Genomic DNA, 18,460 nt, shown 5'->3' on the forward strand with positions numbered 1-18,460 from the left:
TGCGAAGGCGCCCGGAGCTGGGCTGTTGAAACGGTCCGCCACCGAAGCGTGTGGGCATGCACACGAATTGGGGGCAGCTTCTCTACACCGGGCGCCGCACAGGAAGACGACAGCTATTGCCCCGGCTGCCGCGAACAGGACAACTCCGCATCAACAGAACCCACTCGCGCCGCGGTTGCGCATTCACTGTGCAGATTCGGTCACGGATGCATCCGCGCCCCTCTCAGCACCTTGTCCACAGCGTTCTTCGGCCCGTGAACCGCCATCCCCACCAGGTCCAGCTCACCCGTCCCCACGGCCCGTACCGCCGCCCGGTTGTCGCGGTCGTTGCCGGTCGCGAAGAGGTCGCTCGTGAAGATCGCCCGAGGGAGCGCCCGGGACAGCGCACGCCCGTGCGCCGCCGTCAGCGTCTCCTTCGTCCCCTCGAAGACCAGCACCGGCTGGCGGAACATCGGCAGATACCGGACGCCGTCCGCGTCCTCGTACGGCTCGCCGATCACCTCGGGAACCGCCGTCCCCAGGCCGCTGACCAGGAACGCGGTCACGTTCAGCCGCTGCCAGGGCTCCAGGTCCTCCCGCAGCAGGACGGCGATCTTGGTGTCGAAACGGATGGGTGCGTCGTCGTTCATGCATCGAGACTGCCGACCGCCGTACGGCCCCGTCTTGTACGTTCTTTGCATGGCCGCTCAGCGCCCCCGGCAGGAGGTCTCCGCCTGGCGCCCCCGGATACCCGGCGTCGTGGAGGTCTTCCACGCGCACTTCACCGAGTACGCCTACCCGATGCACGTCCACGAGGCGTGGACACTGCTCATCGTGGACGACGGCGCCGTACGGTACGACCTCGACCGGCACGAGCACGGCACCCCGCACGACACGGTCACCCTCCTCCCGCCGCACGTCCCGCACAACGGCTCCCCCGCCACCCCGCACGGCTTTCGCAAGCGCGTCCTCTATCTCGACGCCACGCACCTGCGCGAGGACCTCATCGGGGCCGCCGTCGACCAGCCGGACCTGCGCGATCCCGTGCTGCGGCGGCGCGTCGGCCAGTTGCACACCGCCCTCGCGCACGCCGGGGACGAGCTGGAGGCCGAGAGCAGGCTGACGTTCATCGGGGAGCGGCTGCGGTCCCAGCTGCGGCCGAACGCCGGGGCCGACACCCCCCGGCCCGATCCCACCCTCGCCCGCCGCCTGCGCGAGCTCCTCGACGAGCGTGTCGTCGACGGCCTCACCCTCGACGAGGCCGCGGGGCTCGTCCACGCCCATCCCGCCCACCTGGTACGGGCGTTCAGCACTGCGTACGGCATCGCACCGCACCAGTACCTGAACTCCCGACGCGTCGACCTCGCCCGCCGTCTCCTCCTCGACGGCCGGTCGCCGGGGGAGGTCGCGACCGCCACCGGGTTCTTCGACCAGTCCCATCTCACCCGGCATTTCCGGAAGTTGGTGGGGGTGACCCCGGGGCGTTATGCGAAGAAGGTGTGACAAGGACATCCTTGCGGCACTCGCGGCCGTATCTTCCGGCTCATGGACTGGCATGAGTGGCACCACGCGTACGACTCACCCGACTCCTATCTCGGCCGGCGCCTGGCCCTCGTCCAGGAACGCATCCGGCTCGCCCTCGACGAGGCCCCGCCCGGCCCGCTCACCGCGGTCAGCCTCTGTGCCGGCCAGGGCCGCGACCTGATCGGTGTGCTCCACGACCACCCCCGACGGGCCGACGTCCGCGCCCGGCTGGTCGAGTTGGACGAGCGGAACGTCACGGTGGCGCGGGCCGCGGCGCGGGCCGCGGGGCTGCCGGACGTCGAAGTCCTCGCCGGGGACGCCTCGTTGACCGACCACTACGCCCCTCTCGTACCCGCCGACCTCGTGCTCGTCTGCGGGGTGCTGGGCAACCTGGTCGACGCCGATGTCGAGCGGACGATCGACCACCTCACGCAACTCTGCCGACCCGGCGGCACGGTCGTATGGACCCGCACCCGGCACTTCGAGCCCGACCTGGTACCCCAGATCTGCACCTGGCTGGAGGAACGGGACTTCGAGCGGTTGTGGGTGTCCGACCCCAGCCTCGGCTACGGCGTCGCAGCCCACCGATTCGCCGGAGAGTCCCGGCCCCTGAGCCCCGGGCAGCGCATGTTCGACTTCATCGGCTACGACACCCTCCGCCCGAGCTGACCAGCAGCCCGAGGCGGACTACAGCTCGCGCTGCGCCTCGTACAGGTTCCGCGGCCGGATCCTGTCCGTCGTGGGATACAGCTCCAGCCGCGCATGCAGGTCCCCTGTGAAGTCCGGCACGTCGGTCTGGTCGAACTCCGTGACCTCGTTGACGCCGACGGTCGCGGAGTACGGCGCGAGTCCGTCGATCTTCACCAGGCCTGCCCTGCGGTTCGTCACGCGGACGTTCCAGTGTGTGAAGCGGGCGCCGTAGAGCGGACCCGCGTTCGCGTCGCCGCCGTGACGGCCGTTGTTGTTGACGGTGATGTCGGTGCGGACGTCGGCGAAGGGCAGGCCCCGGTGGGAGTCGAAGGTGCCCATCTGCATGTCACCGCGCGACCAGACGTTGTAGGAGGACAGGCCCTCGACGTTGATGCCGTGCAACTGCGTCCCCTCCGGCGCCGGGACCGTGCGCTGTTCGATCGTGAAGTCCTCGATCAGGTTGTCGTGCGAGCCCTCGCGGCAGAAGTAGGGGTGGTGTTCGCCGCGGCCGCCGACCTTTGTGCGGCGCAGGGTGCAGGAGGACGCGGCGACCAGGCCGAACCCGTTGTCGACGTTGCGGACGGTCACGTCGTCCACCCAGCAGTCGTACGCGCACTGCAGCGCGACCCCGTTGTAGCCCTTGTCGAGAAGGTGCGGCGACTGAGGGGTGTCCATGACGTCGAGGGTGAGGCCTTCGACGCCTGATCCGGTCAACTCCCTTACGTGCGTGGTGAATTGGGGGTTCCATTCGGGACGCAGGTCGAGCGGGAGCGGGCGCTCCAGCGTGACCCTGCGGCCGCGGACGTGGGCCACCCGGACCGGCCACTCGTAGGGGACGTACGACAGCAGCTTGGTCTTGTCCTGCCAGTAGTACGCCGCCGGGCCGGGTCCGTCGCCCGACATGTGCTGGAGGAGGGTGTGGGCGGCGTCGTCGGCGATGCGCAGGAGGACCAGGCGGCCGGGGCGCAGGCGTGACGGGTCGGCGACCGTCACCGTCCAGTCCCCTTGTCGCGCGGGCTGCACGGCCGTCAAGGGCTCCCACTCGTCCCGCCTGTTGCCGGTCCAGCCCTCGAAGGGCCAGGCCTGGGCCCTGATGGCGGCGACGAGTGAGTCCCAACGGGCCGTGGGCGCCAGCCATATGAGGCCTCCCGCCCAGGACCAGGCCGACTTGGTGCCGCCGTACCGGGAACCGTAGACACCGATCAGCTCAGTGAGGCTCTTCGTCGCGTACAGCGTCGTACGGCCGCTTCCGGCGCCACGCAGCACGACGTTGTCGTACCCGATGTGGATGAGGCCGTCGATGCGGAAGGTCCCCGGCGGGATGGTGACCGTGCCCCCGCCGGCCTTCCCGGCGGCGGCGACGGCACGGTTGATCGCGGGGGCGCAGTCGGTCGAACCGTCCGGCTCGGCGCCGTGGTCGCGTACGTCGGCCACGACGGGGCGGCGGGGGAAGCGCGCCGCCCCGCGCAGGCAGCCGGCCCGGCCGACGTACGGGATCTGCGGATGGGTGAAGGGAGTGCGGGTGAACTCCCGCCAGATGCCGGGGACCTCACTGCCGGTCGGGGCGGCGGAGGCGGTGGTTCCGGTCGCCGCGGCGGCGGCCACAGCCGTGGCGCCGGCGAGAAGGCTCCGTCTGGTCATGCCCTGGTGTGCCGTGCTCATTCCGTACGTCCCTTCCATGCGAATCTTCATGGATATGAACGACGTTCAGATCTGCGTCGGCCGTGAGCATGCCACGAGCGTCCGTGGTCGGAAAGGGGGTGTGCAGGAGTTATTCAGCAGAGCGCTGGGTCAGATGTGTGAACGCGTCCAGGTTCCGCGTCGACTCCCCCCGGGCCACCCGCCACGCGTACTCCTTGCGGATCGCGGACGCGAAGCCGAGTTCCAGGAGCGTGTTGAAGCTGCCGTCCGCCGCCTCCAGGACCTGGCCGAGGAGGCGGTCGATCTCGTCGGGGGTGACGGCGGAGAGGGGGAGCTTGCCCGCGACGTAGATGTCGCCCAGCTGGTCGACGGCGTAACTCACGCCGTACAGCTTGAGGTTGCGTTCCAGGAGCCAGCGGTGGACGCCGGGCTCGTTCTCGTCGGGGTGGCGGATGACGAAGGCGTTGACGGAGAGGGAGTGGCGGCCGACGAGGAGGGAGACGGTCGTCTTGAGCTTCCGGGTGCCGGGGAGCTGTACGACGTAGTTGCCGGGGGCGGGGCTCTCCCATTCGAGCTCGGCGTCCTTGAGGACGCCCTCGATCACCTGGGCCGCTTTCTCTGCATCAGCCATGGTGGGAGCGTACGCGACGCCGGTACGACTGCATCGCGGCCGTGTAGACGTCCGCCGTCGCGGCGGCCGCGGTGTCCCAGCCGAAGGACTGCGCGTGCCGTGCGGCGGCCGCACCCATGCGGGACGGGAGCGTCGGGTCGTCGGCGAACTCGGACAGCACGCGCGCGTAGTCGGCCGGATTGTGGCCCCGTACGAGGAAACCGGTCTCCCTGTCGCTCACGGCCACCGGCAGCCCGCCGACCGAGGCCGCGAGCACCGGGGTGCCGGCTGCCTGCGCCTCGATGGCGACCAGGCCGAAGGACTCGCTGTAGGACGGCATGACAAGGACGGACGCGGCCCGGAACCAGTCCGCGAGCTGGTCCTGGCCGACCGGCGGGCGGAAGCGCACCACGTCCGCGATGCCCAGGCGGGACGCCAGTTTCTGCAGGCCCTCGGGCTTGGCGAGGCCGCTGCCGCTGGGGCCGCCGACGATCGGGACGACGATGCGGGAGCGGAGCTCCGGGCGCTCGTCGAGGAGCACGGCCACAGCGCGCAGGAGGATGTCCGGCGCCTTCAGGGGCTGGATGCGGCCCGCGAAGAGGGGGATCAGGGCGTCCTGCGGGAGGTCGAGGCGGGCGCGGGCGGCGGCGCGGCCGTCGGCCGGGCGGAAGCGGTCGAGGTTGACGCCCGGGTGGACCACGGCGACCTTGCCGGGGTCGGCGCTGTAGTGCCGTACGAGCTCGTCGGCTTCCTCGGCGGTGTTCGCGATGAGGCGGTCGGCCGCCTCGACGATCTGGGTCTCGCCGATGACGCGGGCCACGGGCTCGGGGGTGTCGCCGTCGGCCAGGTTGGCGTTCTTGACCTTGGCCATGGTGTGCATGGCGTGGACCAGGGGGACGCCCCAGCGCTGAGCGGCGAGCCAGCCGACGTGGCCGGAGAGCCAGTAGTGGGAGTGCACGAGGTCGTAGTAGCCGGGGCGGTGGCCCGCCCAGGCCTGCATCACCCCGTGCGTGAAGGCGCACAGCTGCGCCGGGAGCTCCTCCTTGGCCAGGCCCTCGTACGGGCCCGCGTCGACGTGGCGGACGAGGACGCCCGGGGCCAGCTCGACGGTCGGGGGGAGGGCGGCCGTGGTCGCGCGCGTGAAGATCTCGACCTCGATGTTGATCGCGGCGAGGCGCTGCGCGAGCTCCACGATGTAGACGTTCATGCCGCCGGCGTCGCCCGTGCCGGGCTGGTGGAGCGGTGAGGTGTGCACGGAGAGCATGGCGACGCGGCGGGGGCGGCGGTGCAGCCTCAGCCGCGGGGGCGTTGCCTGGGAGCGTCGCCCGAGCCTGCTGACGTACTGGCTCACGTGGCGGTCCTCCTTGTGCGGGCATGCCGGGGGGAGGGTGTGGGGCGCCCTCCAAGGGGGTGCAACATCGGGGGGAGGGCTCCCATTCCAGGGACGGGGATTTTTGCCTGGGCATTACCGGATGTCGCTCAACTGTTCGGGGCTTGGGCGCGTTGGGGGCTTGGGTGCGCTGGGGGCTTGCGTGCATTGAGGGCTTGAGTGCGGATGCCTGCGGCGGCCTGTGCGGGTGAGTGGGGGTGCGCGTCGCGCACTACTCGTTCGTCGTGGGTCGGGGCCGCGCCGGGGGTGTCCGTCCTCGGTCGGGCGGTTGCCGGTGCGCGGTGACGTGCCGGCGGCGGACGCCCGCCGCTGCGGGCGGACACCCCCGGCACGTCCCCTGCTCGCAGTTGCGCCAATGCGGGTCCCTTTACCCTCGTACGCATGACATCCCGCGCCACGGTCCGTCCGGTGGGAACCGTGACACGCGGGACCACCAATCCCAATCGGCTGCGCCGCATGGATCGCTGGATCGCGGCCATGCACGGCGGCGAGCTGCGCCGTGCCGTGGATCCCGTCGCCGTCGACCTCGGCTACGGCGCCGCACCCTGGACGGCCGTCGAGCTCCTGGCCCGGCTGCGCACGGCGGCGCCCCGGGCGCGCGTGGTCGGCGTCGAGATCGAACCGGCCCGGGTGACGGCGGCGAAGCCGTACGAGCGGGAGGGGCTCGTCTTCCGGCACGGCGGGTTCGAGATCCCGGTTCCCCAGCGGCCTCATCTCGTACGCGCCGCCAATGTCCTGCGCCAGTACGACGAGGCCGAGGTCGCCGCGGTGTGGCAGCGGCTCTGCGCGCGACTGGCCCCGGCGACCGAGCACTCCCGCGGCGGGCTGCTGGTCGAGGGGACCTGTGACGAGATCGGGCGTCGGCATGTGTGGGTCGCGCTCGGGCCTGAGGGGCCGCGGACGGTCACCTTCGCCACCCGGCTCGGCTCGCTGGGCCGGCCGTCGGACCTCGCCGAGCGGCTGCCCAAGGCGCTCATCCATCGCAACGTTCCCGGCGAACCGGTGCATGCCTTCCTGCGCGACTTCGACCGCGCCTGGTCCGCCGCCGCGCCCTATGCCTCCTACGGCGCCCGCCAGCGCTGGATGCGTGCGGTGCGGGATCTGACGGCCGACTGGCCGGTGACGGACGGGGCCGGGCGGTGGCGGCAGGGCGAAGTGACGGTGGCCTGGGAGGCGTTGGCGCCCCGCGGTTGACCGGCCCCCGCCCCTGACCTGCGGGGAACGATCTCCGTGAGTCGTTCGTCACAAAGGCGGGGAGATCGCTTACGGCGAGGAGGAGGGGGAAATCCGACTTGCGTGCGGCTCTGTCGCTTTGCGCGTCGGCGTGGCACGATCCCCCAGGCGTCGTAAGTTACTGACGGTAAATCAGGTTTGGGGGTAGTGGTATGGGTACGGGCAAGCGCGGCCTCATCGCGATGGCCGTGACCGTGGTCTGCGCGGTCACCGTGCTGGCAGCGCCGGGGACGGCGTTCGCGAATGCCGGCCGGACGCCCTCCCCCAGCACGTCTCCCTCTCCGGACGCGTCCGCCTCCGCGACTTCCGCGGCCGGCAAGGACCTTGAGGCGATCCGCGAGAAGCTCGACCAGCTCTACCACGACGCCGCCGTCGCCACGGACTCGTACAACGCGGCCGAGGAGAAGGCCAAGCAGCAGTCCGCCGCGATCGTCGACCTGGCGCAGAAGATCGTCAAGGGGCAGCAGAAGCTGGACGAGTTGAAGCAGCGGGCGGGCGCTGCGGCCGCCGCCCAGTACCGCACCGGCGGACTGCCCGACGAAGCCCAGCTGCTGCTCAGCCACAACCCGCAGCAGTTCCTCGACGGGGCGGGCCGGGTGCTGCAGGGCGAGCGCGCGACCAGGGGCCTGATCACGGAAATGACCCGCACCCAGCAGGACTTGAAGCAGTACGCCGCGGACGCCGCCGACCAGTGGAAGAGGCTGGAGGCCAACCGCAAGGCGAAGGACACCGCCCGAAAGAAGATCAAGAAACAGATCGCGGCCGCCGAGAAGCTCGAGAACCGGCTGGAGAAGAAGGAGAAGGAGCGCCTCGCCAAGCTGGAGCAGGAGGCCGCCCTCGAGGCACAGACCGCCTGGCTCGACTCCGGGATCCTCGACGAGATCAACGGCAAGGCGTCCGAGTTGGGCAAGAAGGCGGTCGCATACGCCACGGCCCAGATCGGAAAACCGTACGAATGGGGCGCCGAGGGCCCGAAGACGTACGACTGCTCTGGGCTGACCTCACAGGCCTGGGCGGCTGCGGGGCACGCCATTCCGCGCACCTCGCAGGAGCAGTGGAAGCAGTTGGAGCACGTCGACATCAAGGACATGCGGCCCGGCGACCTCATCATCTATTTCGACGACGCCAGCCATGTCGGGATGTACATCGGCGACGGCGCGATCGTGCACGCCCCACGGCCCGGGCGGACGGTGACGATCACGGGCGCGGGGTCGATGCCGATCCTCGGGGTGGTCCGGCCGGACGCGTGAGGACGGGCGGTTCAGGGACATATGAGGGCGGGTGGGGCGGACGCGTGAACCCCGTCACGTGACCCACTGCACCCCGAACACCCCGGCAAACCCTCGGTGGACGTGACGTTCGTCATTCCTGCCCCGCGTCCCTCCTGTCCAACTGCGGTACAGATCGCGGCATATGACAGTGGCGCCTGGCCAAGCAGCGTGTCTCACGCCATTCCTTTACGGCGCCGGCACCCGCTATGGTCCCCGTCGGTGGATCGAGATCTCTCGCTCCGCGTGCCCTCGGGGGGAGGGAAGGAACTCAACAAGATGCCCGTACCCATACCGCGGCAGAGAGCGATCCCGGCCGCGGAGAGTGGTCAGGCGCAGGCCGCGCAAGATGGCGGCACCTCCACGAAACAGACCCCGCGCAAGGAAGCCACGGTCGACAAGAACGCCGCCACCACCACAAACCTGACGCTGCTGCTGATCGAGGACGATCCCGGCGGCTCCACCGTCATACCCGAGCTGCAGGACTCGGCCGGCCGTCCGATCCGCGTCCGCACCGCCCGCAACCTCACCGAGGCCGCGCGGCTGCTGACCGACGACGTCCACTGCATCCTGCTGGACCTCGCGCTGCCGGCCCCCGGCCGCAGCGATGACGACGACGAGCTCGCCGTGCTCAAGCACGTACTGGAGCTCGCGCCCCGGCACGCCGTCCTCGCGCTCACCGCGTCCGGCGACGCCGAGCGCGGCGCGGAAGCGGTGCGGGTCGGCGCCCAGGACTACCTCTTCCGGGACGAACTGGACGGCCGGCTGCTGAGCCGGGCGATCCGCTACGCCGTGGAACGGAAGCGTTCCGACACGGCCGAGCGACGGCTCGCCGAGGGCCGGGTGCGGGCGCAGGAGAACCGGCGCCTGGAGCGGGGGCTGCTGCCCACGCCGCTGCTGGAGGGCTCGTCGCTGCGGTTCGCCGCACGCTACCGGCCGGGGCGGTCACGGGCGCTGCTCGGGGGTGACTTCTACGACGTCGTACGGACGCCGGACGGCACCGTGCACGCCATGATCGGCGACGTCTGCGGGCACGGCCCGGACGAGGCGGCGCTCGGCGTGGAGCTGCGGATCGCCTGGCGCGCGCTCACCCTGGCGGGACTGTGCGGTGACGAGCTGCTCGGGACGCTGCAGCAGGTGCTGGAGCACGAGCGGTCCGACGACGAGATCTTCGCGACGCTCTGCACGGTGGACATTTCACCGGACGGGCGGCGGGCCGGGCTGTGTCTGGCCGGGCATCCGTCGCCGCTGGTCGCCCGGCCGGGGCGGACGGCCGAACTGCTGCCGTACGACAACAACGGGCCCGCCCTCGGGCTGCTGCCGGGTGCGCGGTGGCCGCGGATGCAGGTGGAGTTGGGGCGGGAGTGGAGTCTGATGCTCTACACCGACGGGCTGATCGAGGGCCGGATCGGGGAGGGGCTGGAGCGTCTGGGGCAGGACGGGATGGTCGAGATGGTGCGGCGGCAGCTGGCCGAGGGGTTGCGGGGCGAAGCCTTGCTTCGGGCTGCCGTGAACGAGGTTCGTGAGCTCAATGGGGGCGAGCTGACGGATGACGTTGCGGTGCTGCTGCTGGACCGGGGGGTCTGAGCGGGAACCCGCCGTTGTGGAGTCTGTCGGATGCCGACTGCCCGTCCGTTGGGGCTGGTCGCGCCCACGCGACGGAGCCGCACATCGATACAGCCCCGCGGCCCCTTAAGGCGCTCCCCTGACCGGCGGCTTCTAGCGGCCGCCGTTGTACGGGCCGTACGGGCCGTCGCTGCTTGAGCCCCTGCGGTTGCGGCCGCCGCCTGCCAGGCCTCGTAGGGCCGGGCGGACGTCGACCATGTAGACGATGCTGGCCACCAGGCCTATGGCGGGCAGGAACGACAGGATCGGGAAGATGATGTTCACCACGAAGGCGATGGCGAGGATGATCAGCCAGAACGGCTTGGTCTGCTTGCCGACTGCGCGGTAGGCGTCCTCTCGGCGGACGGCCGCGTCGATCAGCGCGAAGCCGCTGAAAAGGATCAGGGCCATGCTCAGCAGCCACATCAACCCTGCAAATCCCTGCATCAGCACTACGTCCACCACCAGACTCGGCTTGTTCCTACGCGGTCACCGTACCCGTTCCCGAACACCGGCTACCCGCACAACGGGCCGGGCGCTCCAGGAGTGCCCGACCCGTTACCGATCACCCGTCCGTGTTACTTCGCGGGCGGCGTCGTCTTCTTGGCGGTGGTGGTGGTCTTGCGGGCCGGCGCCTTCTTGGCGGCGGTCTTCTTCGCCGGAGTGGAGGCGGCCGTGGCCTCGGCCGGCTTGGCGGCGCCTTCCTTGGCCTCGACCGGCTCGGCCTTCGGCTCGACGGCGACGGCCAGCTCCTCGATCTCCTCGGCCGCCTCGCCGCGCCAGGTCTTCACGGCCTGCTCGCCGTGCTCGGCGACCTTCTCGTAGGTCTCGCGGGCCTTCACTGCGTACTCGGCGGCGACGCCGACACCGCGCAGCGCGAGGTCCTGGGCCGACTCGCCGATCTTCTTGAGGTCGGCGTCGAGGGTGGAGCCGAGCTTCTTGATGTCGCCGTCGAGGGTCGCCAGGAACTCGGTGACCTTGGCCTGGAGGTTCTCCTGGGTCTCCTTGACCTTGGCGCCGGCCTCCTTGGCACGGGCCTGGGCCTTCTCCTGGACGGCCTTCGGGTCGGTGGTGCGGACGGCCTCGAAACGGGCCGGGGCCTCGGCGCGCAGCTGCTCCACGATGCCGGGCACCTTCTTGGCCTGCTGAAGGGCCAGGTCGGCGGTGCCGGCGGCGAAGTAGAGCGGCGTCGGGTCGCTGAGGGTCTTGCGGAGGTCGTCGGTGATGGCCATGGTGATGGTCCTCCCGGGTCGCTTGCAGCTGAGGGTTTTGGGTGCCGCGGGCAGCGTGGCCGGTCTGCTCAACCGGTGGGCTGCTGCGGGTCGTGCGGTTCGGCATCGTTGCCGTCGGACGTGCGGGTGCGGCGCGTGGCGGACCTGCGTCCGCCGGCCGTGCGGGTCTTGCGGGTGCGGCGCTCACCGGTCTGCTCGCCGTCGTCCTCGCGGGGACGGCGTATCGCGGTGTCGGTGTCCTGAGCGTCCCGTGTGTCCGTGGCGCCCTGGCCGGGCTCGGCACTCAGGACCACCGCGCCGGCCTCCGGGGCCGCCTCGGTCATCTCGTCCGCCGCGCCGGCGATCCCGAACCCGTTCTCCTTGCGGAAGGACTCGTAGATCTGGAGCAGCACCTGCTTCTGCCGCTCGTTCAGCGTGGGATCGGCGAGGATGACGGCGCGCGTCTCCACCTCGTCCCGGTCCCGCTCGGCGTCGAGGATGCCGGCGCGGACGTACAGCGTCTCGGCGGAGATCCGCAGCGCCTTGGCGACCTGCTGCAACACCTCCGCGCTCGGCTTGCGCAGCCCGCGCTCGATCTGGCTCAGATACGGATTGGACACCCCGGCGGCGTCGGCGAGCTGCCTGAGCGACAGCTGCGCGGTGCGCCGCTGTTCGCGCAGGTACTCGCCGAGATTGCCGACGTTGAGCGTTGCCATGCCTCCACCTTGCACCATCCTCGCTAACTATTGCAAGCAGCCGCTTGCAATAGTGCGCCACGCCACTCGGGCGGGTGCAGCGGGGCGCGCGGGCGCCCGCAGCGGGACCGTGGCGGACCGGTGGCGGGCCTACCTGGCCAGTTCGGCCGGTGTGTCCAGCCGGGTCAGCTTGCGCGGGTTTCTCACCACATAGATCCGGGTGACCCGGCCGTTCTCCACCGCGAGACTCACCGTGGACGGTTCGCCGTCGAAGTCGATACGGCCGGCGGGTGCGCCGTTGAGCCATACGGTCGTCGTCCTGAGTGCCGCCACCTTCCGGTTCGCGCCCGCGAGCAGCTTCGCCACCACCTCGGCCCCGTGGAGCGGAGCCAGTGCTGCCGCCACGACCCCGCCGCCGTCGGCGATCATGACGACGTCCGGCGCAAGGACCTCCAGGAGCTCCTGCAGCTGCCCGGTCCGCAACGCGGCCAGGAACCGTTCCACCACGGCCTGCTGCTCCGACCGGCTGACCTGCACCCGCGGGCGCCGGGCCGCCACGTGCTCGCGGGCCCGGCGGGCGATCTGCCGTACCGCGGCCGCGGACTTGCCCGTCGCCTCGGCGATCTCCCCGTACGGCAGCTCGAAGACCTCGCGCAGCACGAACACCGCCCGCTCCGTCGGCCCGAGCGTTTCGAGGACGGTCAGCATCGCGATCGAGACGCTCTCCGCGAGTTCGACGTCCTCGGCGACGTCCGGGCTGGTCAGCAGCGGCTCGGGGAGCCACTCGCCGACGTACTCCTCGCGGCTGCGCGACAACGAACGCAGCCGGTTGAGCGCCTGCCGGGTCACGGTGCGGACGAGGTACGCCCGCGGGTCACGCACCTGCGCACGGTCGACGTCGGCCCACCGCAGCCAGGACTCCTGCAGCACGTCCTCCGCGTCGGCCGCCGAGCCGAGCATCTCGTAGGCGACCGTGAACAGCAGGCGGCGGTGGGTGACTGGGGGTCCCCCCTCTGGGGGAGGATCCTCGGTCATGAACGCGCGGCCAGCGGGATCTCGCAGGCGGCGGAGAAGCCCTGTGACTCGATCCCGAGCGCCGTGTTGCTCCTGGTCGCGAGGTTGGCGTAGGCGATGCACCCGGTGATCTCGACCAGCGCCGCCGGACCGAGCCGGTCCAGCAGACGCCTGGACAACTCGTCGGTGACGGTCGGCGGGGTGTTCGTCATGGCCTCGGCGTACTCCATGACGTCCCGCTCCAGCGGCGTGAACACCTCCGACTCGCGCCAGCGCGGCACCTGGCTCGCCTTGGCCAGGTCCAGGTCCAGGTTCTGCGCCTGGAAGTAGTTGATGTCGAGGCACCAGTTGCAGCCGACCTGTGCCGCGACGGCCATGTGGGCGAACGACTTGAGGCTCTCGTCGGCCGCATCCCAGGCGGCCACCCTGGCCCCCATCTCCGAGGCCGCCTCGGCGACCGGGGGATTGTGCCAGGTCGCCTCGAGCGGTTCGGGCACGACACCGAACCGCTCGACCATGCTGTCGACGACCTCGCTGCTGATCTCGGCCTTCGGAACGCGTAGCGCCATGGTGTTCTCCCGTGTACGTATGAGTATGTCCGCGTACGTTGCCTGTCCGGCATGAAGACACCGCGGGGCCCTCGAACGTGACAGCCGCGTGCTACCGCCCGGCTCGGCTTCTCCCGAGCCACTCCCCCAATACGGCGAAGTCCGCATCGGTGAGCCCGTGGCGGTGGTCCACCCGGTGCAGCAGCGCGGGCGCCGGATGGTGTGCGGCGACCCAGGTGACGTCGGCGGCGGTGATCTCGTCGTCGACCCAGACGAAGGGACGGCCGTCCGCCCAGGCCACGAGCGGCCGGGTCTTCCAGTGCAGAGGCGTCGGCGGCTCGTCCTCGTCCGGCCAGTCCACCGACGGCAGCGGGGGCAGGCCGAGCCAGGGCGCGACACACACGTTCGCGTCGTCCAGCCAGGTCGTCGCCCACACCAGCTCGCAGTCCAGCGCCGCCAGTCGCGCGCCGAGCCCGGGGTCGATGCGGTTCAGCAGCGGCCGGCCGGCGACCGCCGCCTGCGGCAACGGAAAGCGCGGCTCGTACGAGGGGTACGGGTGCGCCGAGCCGAAGGGGATCAGCGTGCCGTCGATGTCGAGGAAGAGCAGCATCAGCCCTCGAAACCCTGCTCCGCCAGGATCTTGTCGATGCGTGCCCGGTGTGCCGCCTCCCATGCGTCCAGCGACTCGTCGGCCTCCTTCGCGAGCTTGGCCCGGGCCGCCGTGAGCACCTCGTCGCGGCGGGCGGCGGGCACGGCGACGACACCCTCCTCGTCGGCCACGACGATGTCGCCCGCCTCGACCCGTACGCCACCGCAGGTCACCGGCTCGCCCAGCGGCCGTACGACCGACTTGGCGCCCGGGATCGGGATGACACCCCGGGCGAACACCGGGAACCGTGCCTCGCGCACCTCGGCGAGATCGCGGATCAGTCCGTCCAGCACGAAGGCCGCGACGCCGCGCCGCTGGGCGACGGCGCAGACGTTGCCGCCCGCGAGCGCCCAGTCCAGGTCTCCGGACTCCGCGACGACGACCGAGCCGGGCTCGGCGCGGTGGATGGCGGCGTGCAGCATCAGGTTGTCGCCGGGCGGGCAGCTGACGGTGAAGGCCGGTCCGGCCACCCGCCCGTGCGGTCCCCACAGGGGGCGGATCCCGATGTCCATGACCTGTCCGCGGCCCAGGAGGTCGGCGAGGGTGGTGGTGGGGACGGTCCGGAACTCGGTGGCATCAGTCATACGTCGGACGTTATCGTCCGGTGCATGACTGCCGGGTCGGCCTTGTGCCGTGAGCGAGTTGGGTGCCCGGCCTCTGAGTGAGGTCGCGGCGGGCGCGAAGCCCGCCTGTTTCTCTGCGCCGCCTTCGAATCCTTCGAGTTCTTCGAATCCTTCGGAAGACACCAGCTGCAGAGAAAGAAGAGAATGCCCAACGACGACAACAAGAAGTTCCTCGACTTCAATCAGCAGGTCATCGACGAGTTCCGCGCCCACCACGGCCGCGCCGGCGGCCCCTTCGCAGGTGGCCGGCTGCTCCTGCTGACCACCACCGGCGCCCGCACCGGCACCCCGCACACCACTCCCGTCGGCTACCTCCCCGACGGCGGCTGGGGGTCCCCCCACGCCTTTAAGCAGTGGGGGAGCGTCCTGGTCATCGCCTCCGCGGCCGGCTCCCCCAAGCACCCGGACTGGTACCACAACCTCCTCGCCAACCCCCAAGTCACCGTGGAAAGCGGTGTGTTCACATACGAGGCGCAGGCCGTCGTACTGGCCGGCGAGGAGCGGGAGCAGGCCTGGGCGCGCGCGGTGGAGGCCGACCCCGGCTGGGCGGAGTACCAGAAGAAGACCGAGCGGATCATCCCGGTGGTCGCCCTGCACGCGATCACGAACGGAGGCCCGGGGAAGATCAACGCCTCCTCGCCGGGCGAGGCGATCAAGGTGGTGCACGACGCCTTCCGCCGTGAACTCGCCCTGATCCGCAAGGAGATGACGGCCGGCAACGGCACCCTCGGCGCCCAGCTGCGCGTCAACTGCCTGACCTTCTGCCAGGGCCTGCACAACCACCACACCGGCGAGGACACGATGATGTTCCCGTTCCTCGCCGACCGTCACCCCGAGGCGAACCCGGTGCTCAGGCGCCTGGGCGAGGAGCACGAGCAGATCGCCGCCCTGGTGGCCGAGTTGCGCCGCACGCTGGCCGACGAGGACCCGGCCGCGGCACGCGCCGAGGTCGAGCGCCTCACCCTCGACCTCGAAGCCCATCTGACGTACGAGGAGCAGGAGTTGATCCCCCTCCTCGACGCCTCGGCCTGACCCGCGAGCGGCCGCTGTCGACCTCGGCCCTTCGGGCTAGAACGGGAGCGGCCGCCCGTGCACCACCTCCAGCCGCGAGACGGCGCGGGTCAGCACGACATACAGCCGGTGCAGCCCGCGCGCCTCCGCCTCCGCGATCGCCGCGGGCTCGACGGCGACGACATGGTCGTACTCGAGTCCCTTGACGAGCGCCGCCGGTACGACGGTCACGCGGGCGCCCAGTTCGTCCGGTCCCGCGGTCCTGATCCCGGCCGCGCCGAGCGCCTGCGTCACCCGGTCCACGTCGGCGTCGGCAGCGACGACCCCGACCGATCCCTCATGACCGAGCGCATCGCGTACGGCGTCCACGACCGCACCCGGCAGATCGGCTCCCGCCTCCCGCACCCTCAACTCGCCGTCCCTGCGCAGGGACCGCCCCGCCGGAACGTCCACGTCCAGTCGCTCCAGCAGCCGGTTGGCGAGCGTGACGACGGCCCGGGGCACACGGAACCCGGTCGTCAGCGGCACCACGGCCGCGTCCGGTTTCCCCAGGTGCCGCAGGACCGTGCCCCAGGACCGCGCCGCCCACGGCGTGGTCCCCTGCGCCAGGTCGCCGAGCACGGTGAGCGACCCGAAGGGTGCGCGCCGCGCGATGGCCCGGCACTCCATCGGGGAGAGGTCCTGCGCCTCGTCGACGACGACATGGCCGTACCCCTCGGGGTGCTCGACGAGCCCGGAGACTTCGTCGAGGAGCACCAGGTCGGCGGCCGACCAGCGAGCCGACTTCCACGACCGCGGGGGCTTGGCCCACAGCAGTGCCCGCTGCTCGTCGGCGTCCAGCAGCCCGTCGGCCGCGACGGCCAACACCCCTTCCTCCGTGAGCAGTCGGGTGACGACCTCCTCGGGCCGCACCCGCGGCCACACGGTGTCGACATACGCCCCGACCGCCCGCGCCCGCGAGATCCTCTGCACCCAGGCGTTCGACTGCGGCCCGGCCCGCCGCTCGGCCTGCAGCTGGATACTCCGTACGACTCGCATCCGCACCCGTTCCCGCCCGATCCCGTAGGGCGGCTCCTCGGCCAGCACACCCTCGACGATCCGTACGAGCTCGCCGGCCCCGACCCGCCACCGGTACGAACCGTCGTCCACGGACAGGGGCTCGACCCCGTCGCTGGAGACATGCGCGTACAGCGCCCGGCGCAGCACCTCCGCCATCCGGGCGTCGTGCTTGACGACGGCGGCCCGCTCGCTGTCCCTCCCCCTCACCGGGTGCGCGGCGATCTCCTCCTGGAGGGTCGACTGCCGTACGCCGGTCTCCCCGAGGGCGGGGAGCACCTGGGAGATGTAGGAGAGGAAGGTCCGGTTGGGCCCGAGGATGAGCAGTCCGCCGCGCTTCATGCGCTGCGGGTGGGTGTAGAGGAGGTAGGCCGCCCGGTGCAGCCCGACGGCGGTCTTGCCGGTGCCGGGAGCGCCCTGCACACACACGGAAACGCCCAGATCCCCTCGTACGAGATCGTCCTGCTCGGGCTGGATGGTCGCCGCGATGTCACGCATGGGGCCGACGCGGGGCCGTTCGATCTCCCGGGCGACGATGTCACTCGCCCGGGACTCGCCCCGGTCGAGGTGCTCGTCCTCGAGACCGGTGAGGTCGGCGGAGTCGCCGCGGCTGCCGGGGGCCCAGCCGAACCGGCGCCGGACCGCGACGCCCTGCGGGTCGCCGGCGCTCGCCTGGTAGAAGGCGCGGGAGACGGGCGCCCGCCAGTCGACGACCAGTGGCGGGGCGGCGACGTCCTCACTGATCCGCAGCCGCCCGATGTGCAGTGACTGCTCGACGGTGTCCAGCCGCCCGAAGAACAACGGCCCTTCGGGCAGCTCCCGCATCTCCTTGGCCCTGCTGCGCAGCCGGTACCCGAGCACTTCGGCGTCGGCACCGGAGGCGGAGACGTCCTCGCCGGTGACGACCTGCTCCTGAGCGCCGTCGACCATGGCGGCTAGGGCGGTGCGGCAGCGGTCGTGGTGGGCGCGTTCGCGGTGGAGGGCGTTCCTGAGGGCGGGGTCGGCTGACGTCATGAGGACGAGACTACCGAATTAACGTAACCGAGTTAAATATTTTACCGCGTCTCACCCATCGGGCTGTGCGAGATGCGGCAGCCCGGCCGCCAGCACCCCGAACGCCCGCTCCGCCGCAGCCACGGCATCGGCCCGTACGTCCTCCACCCGCTCCCCCTCGGCGATCCGCCGCCAGTTCTCCATCGCGAGAATCCGCTGCACGGCAACGATCTGCCCGGCGGCGAGCCGTGCCTCCAGCCCACCGCCGAGTGCCTCGGCGAGCGCGGCCTCGGACCGCTGCTGGTAGGCGTACACGCGGGCGACGAGGGCGGGGGTCCCGTAGAGGAGGGAGTGGAAGGCGAGAACCTGCGGATGGTCGTTCAGCCCGGTGACCGGATCGCCCCGCTCCAGCCCGTCGAGAAAGTGCCGACGCAGCGCGACGAGCGGCGCGGGCTCCCCGGCCACCACCCGAGCAGCCTCCCCCTCGTGATCGGCGATCCGGTGCAGGACGAGATCCTCCTTCGCCGGGAAGTACCGGAAGAGGGTGGGCTTGGAGATCTCGGCAGCGGCGGCGACCTCGGCGACGGACACGGCGTCGAAACCGCGCTCCAGGAACAGCCGGATGGCGATCTCGGAGACCTCTTGGTACATGCGCTGTTTCTTGCGTTCACGGAGGCCGGGCTCGGTCATGCTGCGAGCCTACGCACCTGGCCCGGGCAG

At 71.1% G+C, this 18,460-nt stretch carries 19 protein-coding genes; 6 read left to right on the forward strand and 13 right to left on the reverse strand.

The genetic code is table 11. The annotated features are described in order from the left end of the window. Window positions 1-200: 200 nt before the first annotated feature. On the reverse strand, window positions 201-680 hold the full coding sequence (locus EDD92_RS22380) for a DUF2000 domain-containing protein (RefSeq protein WP_123965978.1): 480 nt from the start codon (window positions 678-680) through the stop codon (window positions 201-203). Between EDD92_RS22380 and EDD92_RS22385 the strand changes: the two genes are divergently transcribed. After that, window positions 679-1,482, forward strand: a complete 804-nt coding sequence (locus tag EDD92_RS22385) for an AraC family transcriptional regulator (protein WP_123965979.1) — start codon at window positions 679-681, stop codon at window positions 1,480-1,482. The genes EDD92_RS22380 and EDD92_RS22385 overlap by 2 nt on opposite strands. A gap of 42 nt (window positions 1,483-1,524) precedes the next feature. Further along, window positions 1,525-2,172 (forward strand): class I SAM-dependent methyltransferase, encoded by a 648-nt coding sequence (locus EDD92_RS22390; RefSeq protein WP_123965980.1) that lies wholly within the window; start codon window positions 1,525-1,527, stop codon window positions 2,170-2,172. Window positions 2,173-2,190: 18 nt separating this feature from the next. Here the strand turns inward: EDD92_RS22390 and EDD92_RS22395 are convergent, their stop codons facing one another. The 3 genes from EDD92_RS22395 to mshA form a co-directional block, all read right to left on the reverse strand. Further along, a complete protein-coding gene (locus tag EDD92_RS22395) occupies window positions 2,191-3,855 on the reverse strand; it encodes a glycosyl hydrolase family 28-related protein (protein WP_123965981.1) in 1,665 nt (554 codons plus the stop codon). Window positions 3,856-3,964: 109 nt separating this feature from the next. Continuing rightward, window positions 3,965-4,465, reverse strand: coding sequence for a YbjN domain-containing protein (locus EDD92_RS22400; protein ID WP_123965982.1), 501 nt, complete (start codon window positions 4,463-4,465; stop codon window positions 3,965-3,967). Beyond that, a complete protein-coding gene (gene mshA, locus EDD92_RS22405) occupies window positions 4,458-5,795 on the reverse strand; it encodes a D-inositol-3-phosphate glycosyltransferase (RefSeq protein WP_123965983.1) in 1,338 nt (445 codons plus the stop codon). Before mshA ends, EDD92_RS22400 begins: the two co-directional genes overlap by 8 nt. Window positions 5,796-6,215: 420 nt before the next feature. On the opposite strand from mshA, the gene EDD92_RS22410 reads away from it, so the two are divergent. From EDD92_RS22410 to EDD92_RS22420, 3 genes are all read left to right on the forward strand, one after another. Continuing rightward, window positions 6,216-7,028 (forward strand): class I SAM-dependent methyltransferase, encoded by an 813-nt coding sequence (locus tag EDD92_RS22410; protein WP_123965984.1) that lies wholly within the window; start codon window positions 6,216-6,218, stop codon window positions 7,026-7,028. A 191-nt stretch (window positions 7,029-7,219) separates the two neighbouring features. Further along, the gene (locus EDD92_RS22415) at window positions 7,220-8,317 is read left to right on the forward strand and encodes a C40 family peptidase (protein ID WP_123965985.1); all 1,098 of its coding nucleotides are present in this window, start codon (window positions 7,220-7,222) and stop codon (window positions 8,315-8,317) included. A 297-nt stretch (window positions 8,318-8,614) separates the two neighbouring features. After that, window positions 8,615-9,922 carry a PP2C family protein-serine/threonine phosphatase gene (locus tag EDD92_RS22420; protein WP_123965986.1) on the forward strand — a complete coding sequence of 436 codons (1,308 nt, stop codon included), beginning with the start codon at window positions 8,615-8,617 and terminating at the stop codon, window positions 9,920-9,922. A 132-nt stretch (window positions 9,923-10,054) separates the two neighbouring features. Here EDD92_RS22420 and EDD92_RS22425 read toward each other — a convergent pair whose 3' ends face one another. The 7 genes from EDD92_RS22425 to EDD92_RS22455 all read right to left on the reverse strand — a co-directional run bounded on the left by EDD92_RS22425 (window position 10,055) and on the right by EDD92_RS22455 (window position 14,641). Continuing rightward, on the reverse strand, window positions 10,055-10,387 hold the full coding sequence (locus EDD92_RS22425) for a DUF2516 family protein (protein ID WP_030941470.1): 333 nt from the start codon (window positions 10,385-10,387) through the stop codon (window positions 10,055-10,057). 131 nt (window positions 10,388-10,518) lie between these two features. Further along, complete coding sequence (locus EDD92_RS22430; protein WP_123965987.1) at window positions 10,519-11,172, reverse strand: hypothetical protein; 654 nt, start codon at window positions 11,170-11,172, stop codon at window positions 10,519-10,521. A gap of 68 nt (window positions 11,173-11,240) precedes the next feature. Continuing rightward, on the reverse strand, window positions 11,241-11,867 hold the full coding sequence (locus EDD92_RS22435; protein WP_123965988.1) for a helix-turn-helix domain-containing protein: 627 nt from the start codon (window positions 11,865-11,867) through the stop codon (window positions 11,241-11,243). A gap of 129 nt (window positions 11,868-11,996) precedes the next feature. Then, window positions 11,997-12,881 carry an RNA polymerase sigma-70 factor gene (locus EDD92_RS22440; protein WP_123965989.1) on the reverse strand — a complete coding sequence of 295 codons (885 nt, stop codon included), beginning with the start codon at window positions 12,879-12,881 and terminating at the stop codon, window positions 11,997-11,999. Further along, on the reverse strand, window positions 12,878-13,429 hold the full coding sequence (locus EDD92_RS22445) for a carboxymuconolactone decarboxylase family protein (RefSeq protein WP_123965990.1): 552 nt from the start codon (window positions 13,427-13,429) through the stop codon (window positions 12,878-12,880). The genes EDD92_RS22440 and EDD92_RS22445 overlap by 4 nt, the downstream gene beginning before the upstream one ends. A 91-nt stretch (window positions 13,430-13,520) precedes the next feature. Further along, window positions 13,521-14,018 carry an HAD domain-containing protein gene (locus tag EDD92_RS22450; protein ID WP_123965991.1) on the reverse strand — a complete coding sequence of 166 codons (498 nt, stop codon included), beginning with the start codon at window positions 14,016-14,018 and terminating at the stop codon, window positions 13,521-13,523. Next, window positions 14,018-14,641, reverse strand: a complete 624-nt coding sequence (locus tag EDD92_RS22455; protein ID WP_123965992.1) for an RraA family protein — start codon at window positions 14,639-14,641, stop codon at window positions 14,018-14,020. The genes EDD92_RS22450 and EDD92_RS22455 overlap by 1 nt, the downstream gene beginning before the upstream one ends. Window positions 14,642-14,824: 183 nt before the next feature. Between EDD92_RS22455 and EDD92_RS22460 the strand changes: the two genes are divergently transcribed. Beyond that, window positions 14,825-15,712, forward strand: coding sequence for a nitroreductase/quinone reductase family protein (locus tag EDD92_RS22460; protein ID WP_123965993.1), 888 nt, complete (start codon window positions 14,825-14,827; stop codon window positions 15,710-15,712). A 36-nt stretch (window positions 15,713-15,748) separates the two neighbouring features. Here the strand turns inward: EDD92_RS22460 and EDD92_RS22465 are convergent, their stop codons facing one another. Together EDD92_RS22465 and EDD92_RS22470 are read right to left on the reverse strand one after the other, a co-directional pair. Next, window positions 15,749-17,761, reverse strand: coding sequence for an AAA family ATPase (locus tag EDD92_RS22465; protein WP_123965994.1), 2,013 nt, complete (start codon window positions 17,759-17,761; stop codon window positions 15,749-15,751). Between the two features lie 51 nt (window positions 17,762-17,812). Beyond that, window positions 17,813-18,430, reverse strand: a complete 618-nt coding sequence (locus tag EDD92_RS22470; RefSeq protein WP_123965995.1) for a TetR family transcriptional regulator — start codon at window positions 18,428-18,430, stop codon at window positions 17,813-17,815. Between the last annotated feature and the right edge of the window lie 30 nt (window positions 18,431-18,460).

It is taken from the genome of Streptomyces sp. TLI_185 (genome assembly GCF_003814765.1).
Taxonomy (GTDB): Bacteria; Actinomycetota; Actinomycetes; order Streptomycetales; family Streptomycetaceae; genus Streptomyces.

Coding starts and splice junctions, on each gene's coding strand:
- EDD92_RS22440 (WP_123965989.1), bottom strand. CDS start 12,881: ATGACCGAGGATCCTCCCCCAGAGGGGGGACCCCCAGTCACCCACCGC.
- EDD92_RS22445 (WP_123965990.1), bottom strand. CDS start 13,429: ATGGCGCTACGCGTTCCGAAGGCCGAGATCAGCAGCGAGGTCGTCGAC.
- EDD92_RS22435 (WP_123965988.1), bottom strand. CDS start 11,867: ATGGCAACGCTCAACGTCGGCAATCTCGGCGAGTACCTGCGCGAACAG.
- EDD92_RS22415 (WP_123965985.1), top strand. CDS start 7,220: ATGGGTACGGGCAAGCGCGGCCTCATCGCGATGGCCGTGACCGTGGTC.
- EDD92_RS22470 (WP_123965995.1), bottom strand. CDS start 18,430: ATGACCGAGCCCGGCCTCCGTGAACGCAAGAAACAGCGCATGTACCAA.
- EDD92_RS22460 (WP_123965993.1), top strand. CDS start 14,825: ATGCCCAACGACGACAACAAGAAGTTCCTCGACTTCAATCAGCAGGTC.
- EDD92_RS22465 (WP_123965994.1), bottom strand. CDS start 17,761: ATGACGTCAGCCGACCCCGCCCTCAGGAACGCCCTCCACCGCGAACGC.
- EDD92_RS22455 (WP_123965992.1), bottom strand. CDS start 14,641: ATGACTGATGCCACCGAGTTCCGGACCGTCCCCACCACCACCCTCGCC.
- EDD92_RS22425 (WP_030941470.1), bottom strand. CDS start 10,387: ATGCAGGGATTTGCAGGGTTGATGTGGCTGCTGAGCATGGCCCTGATC.
- EDD92_RS22410 (WP_123965984.1), top strand. CDS start 6,216: ATGACATCCCGCGCCACGGTCCGTCCGGTGGGAACCGTGACACGCGGG.
- EDD92_RS22390 (WP_123965980.1), top strand. CDS start 1,525: ATGGACTGGCATGAGTGGCACCACGCGTACGACTCACCCGACTCCTAT.
- EDD92_RS22430 (WP_123965987.1), bottom strand. CDS start 11,172: ATGGCCATCACCGACGACCTCCGCAAGACCCTCAGCGACCCGACGCCG.
- EDD92_RS22450 (WP_123965991.1), bottom strand. CDS start 14,018: ATGCTGCTCTTCCTCGACATCGACGGCACGCTGATCCCCTTCGGCTCG.
- EDD92_RS22385 (WP_123965979.1), top strand. CDS start 679: ATGGCCGCTCAGCGCCCCCGGCAGGAGGTCTCCGCCTGGCGCCCCCGG.
- EDD92_RS22420 (WP_123965986.1), top strand. CDS start 8,615: ATGCCCGTACCCATACCGCGGCAGAGAGCGATCCCGGCCGCGGAGAGT.
- EDD92_RS22380 (WP_123965978.1), bottom strand. CDS start 680: ATGCAAAGAACGTACAAGACGGGGCCGTACGGCGGTCGGCAGTCTCGA.
- EDD92_RS22400 (WP_123965982.1), bottom strand. CDS start 4,465: ATGGCTGATGCAGAGAAAGCGGCCCAGGTGATCGAGGGCGTCCTCAAG.
- EDD92_RS22395 (WP_123965981.1), bottom strand. CDS start 3,855: ATGAGCACGGCACACCAGGGCATGACCAGACGGAGCCTTCTCGCCGGC.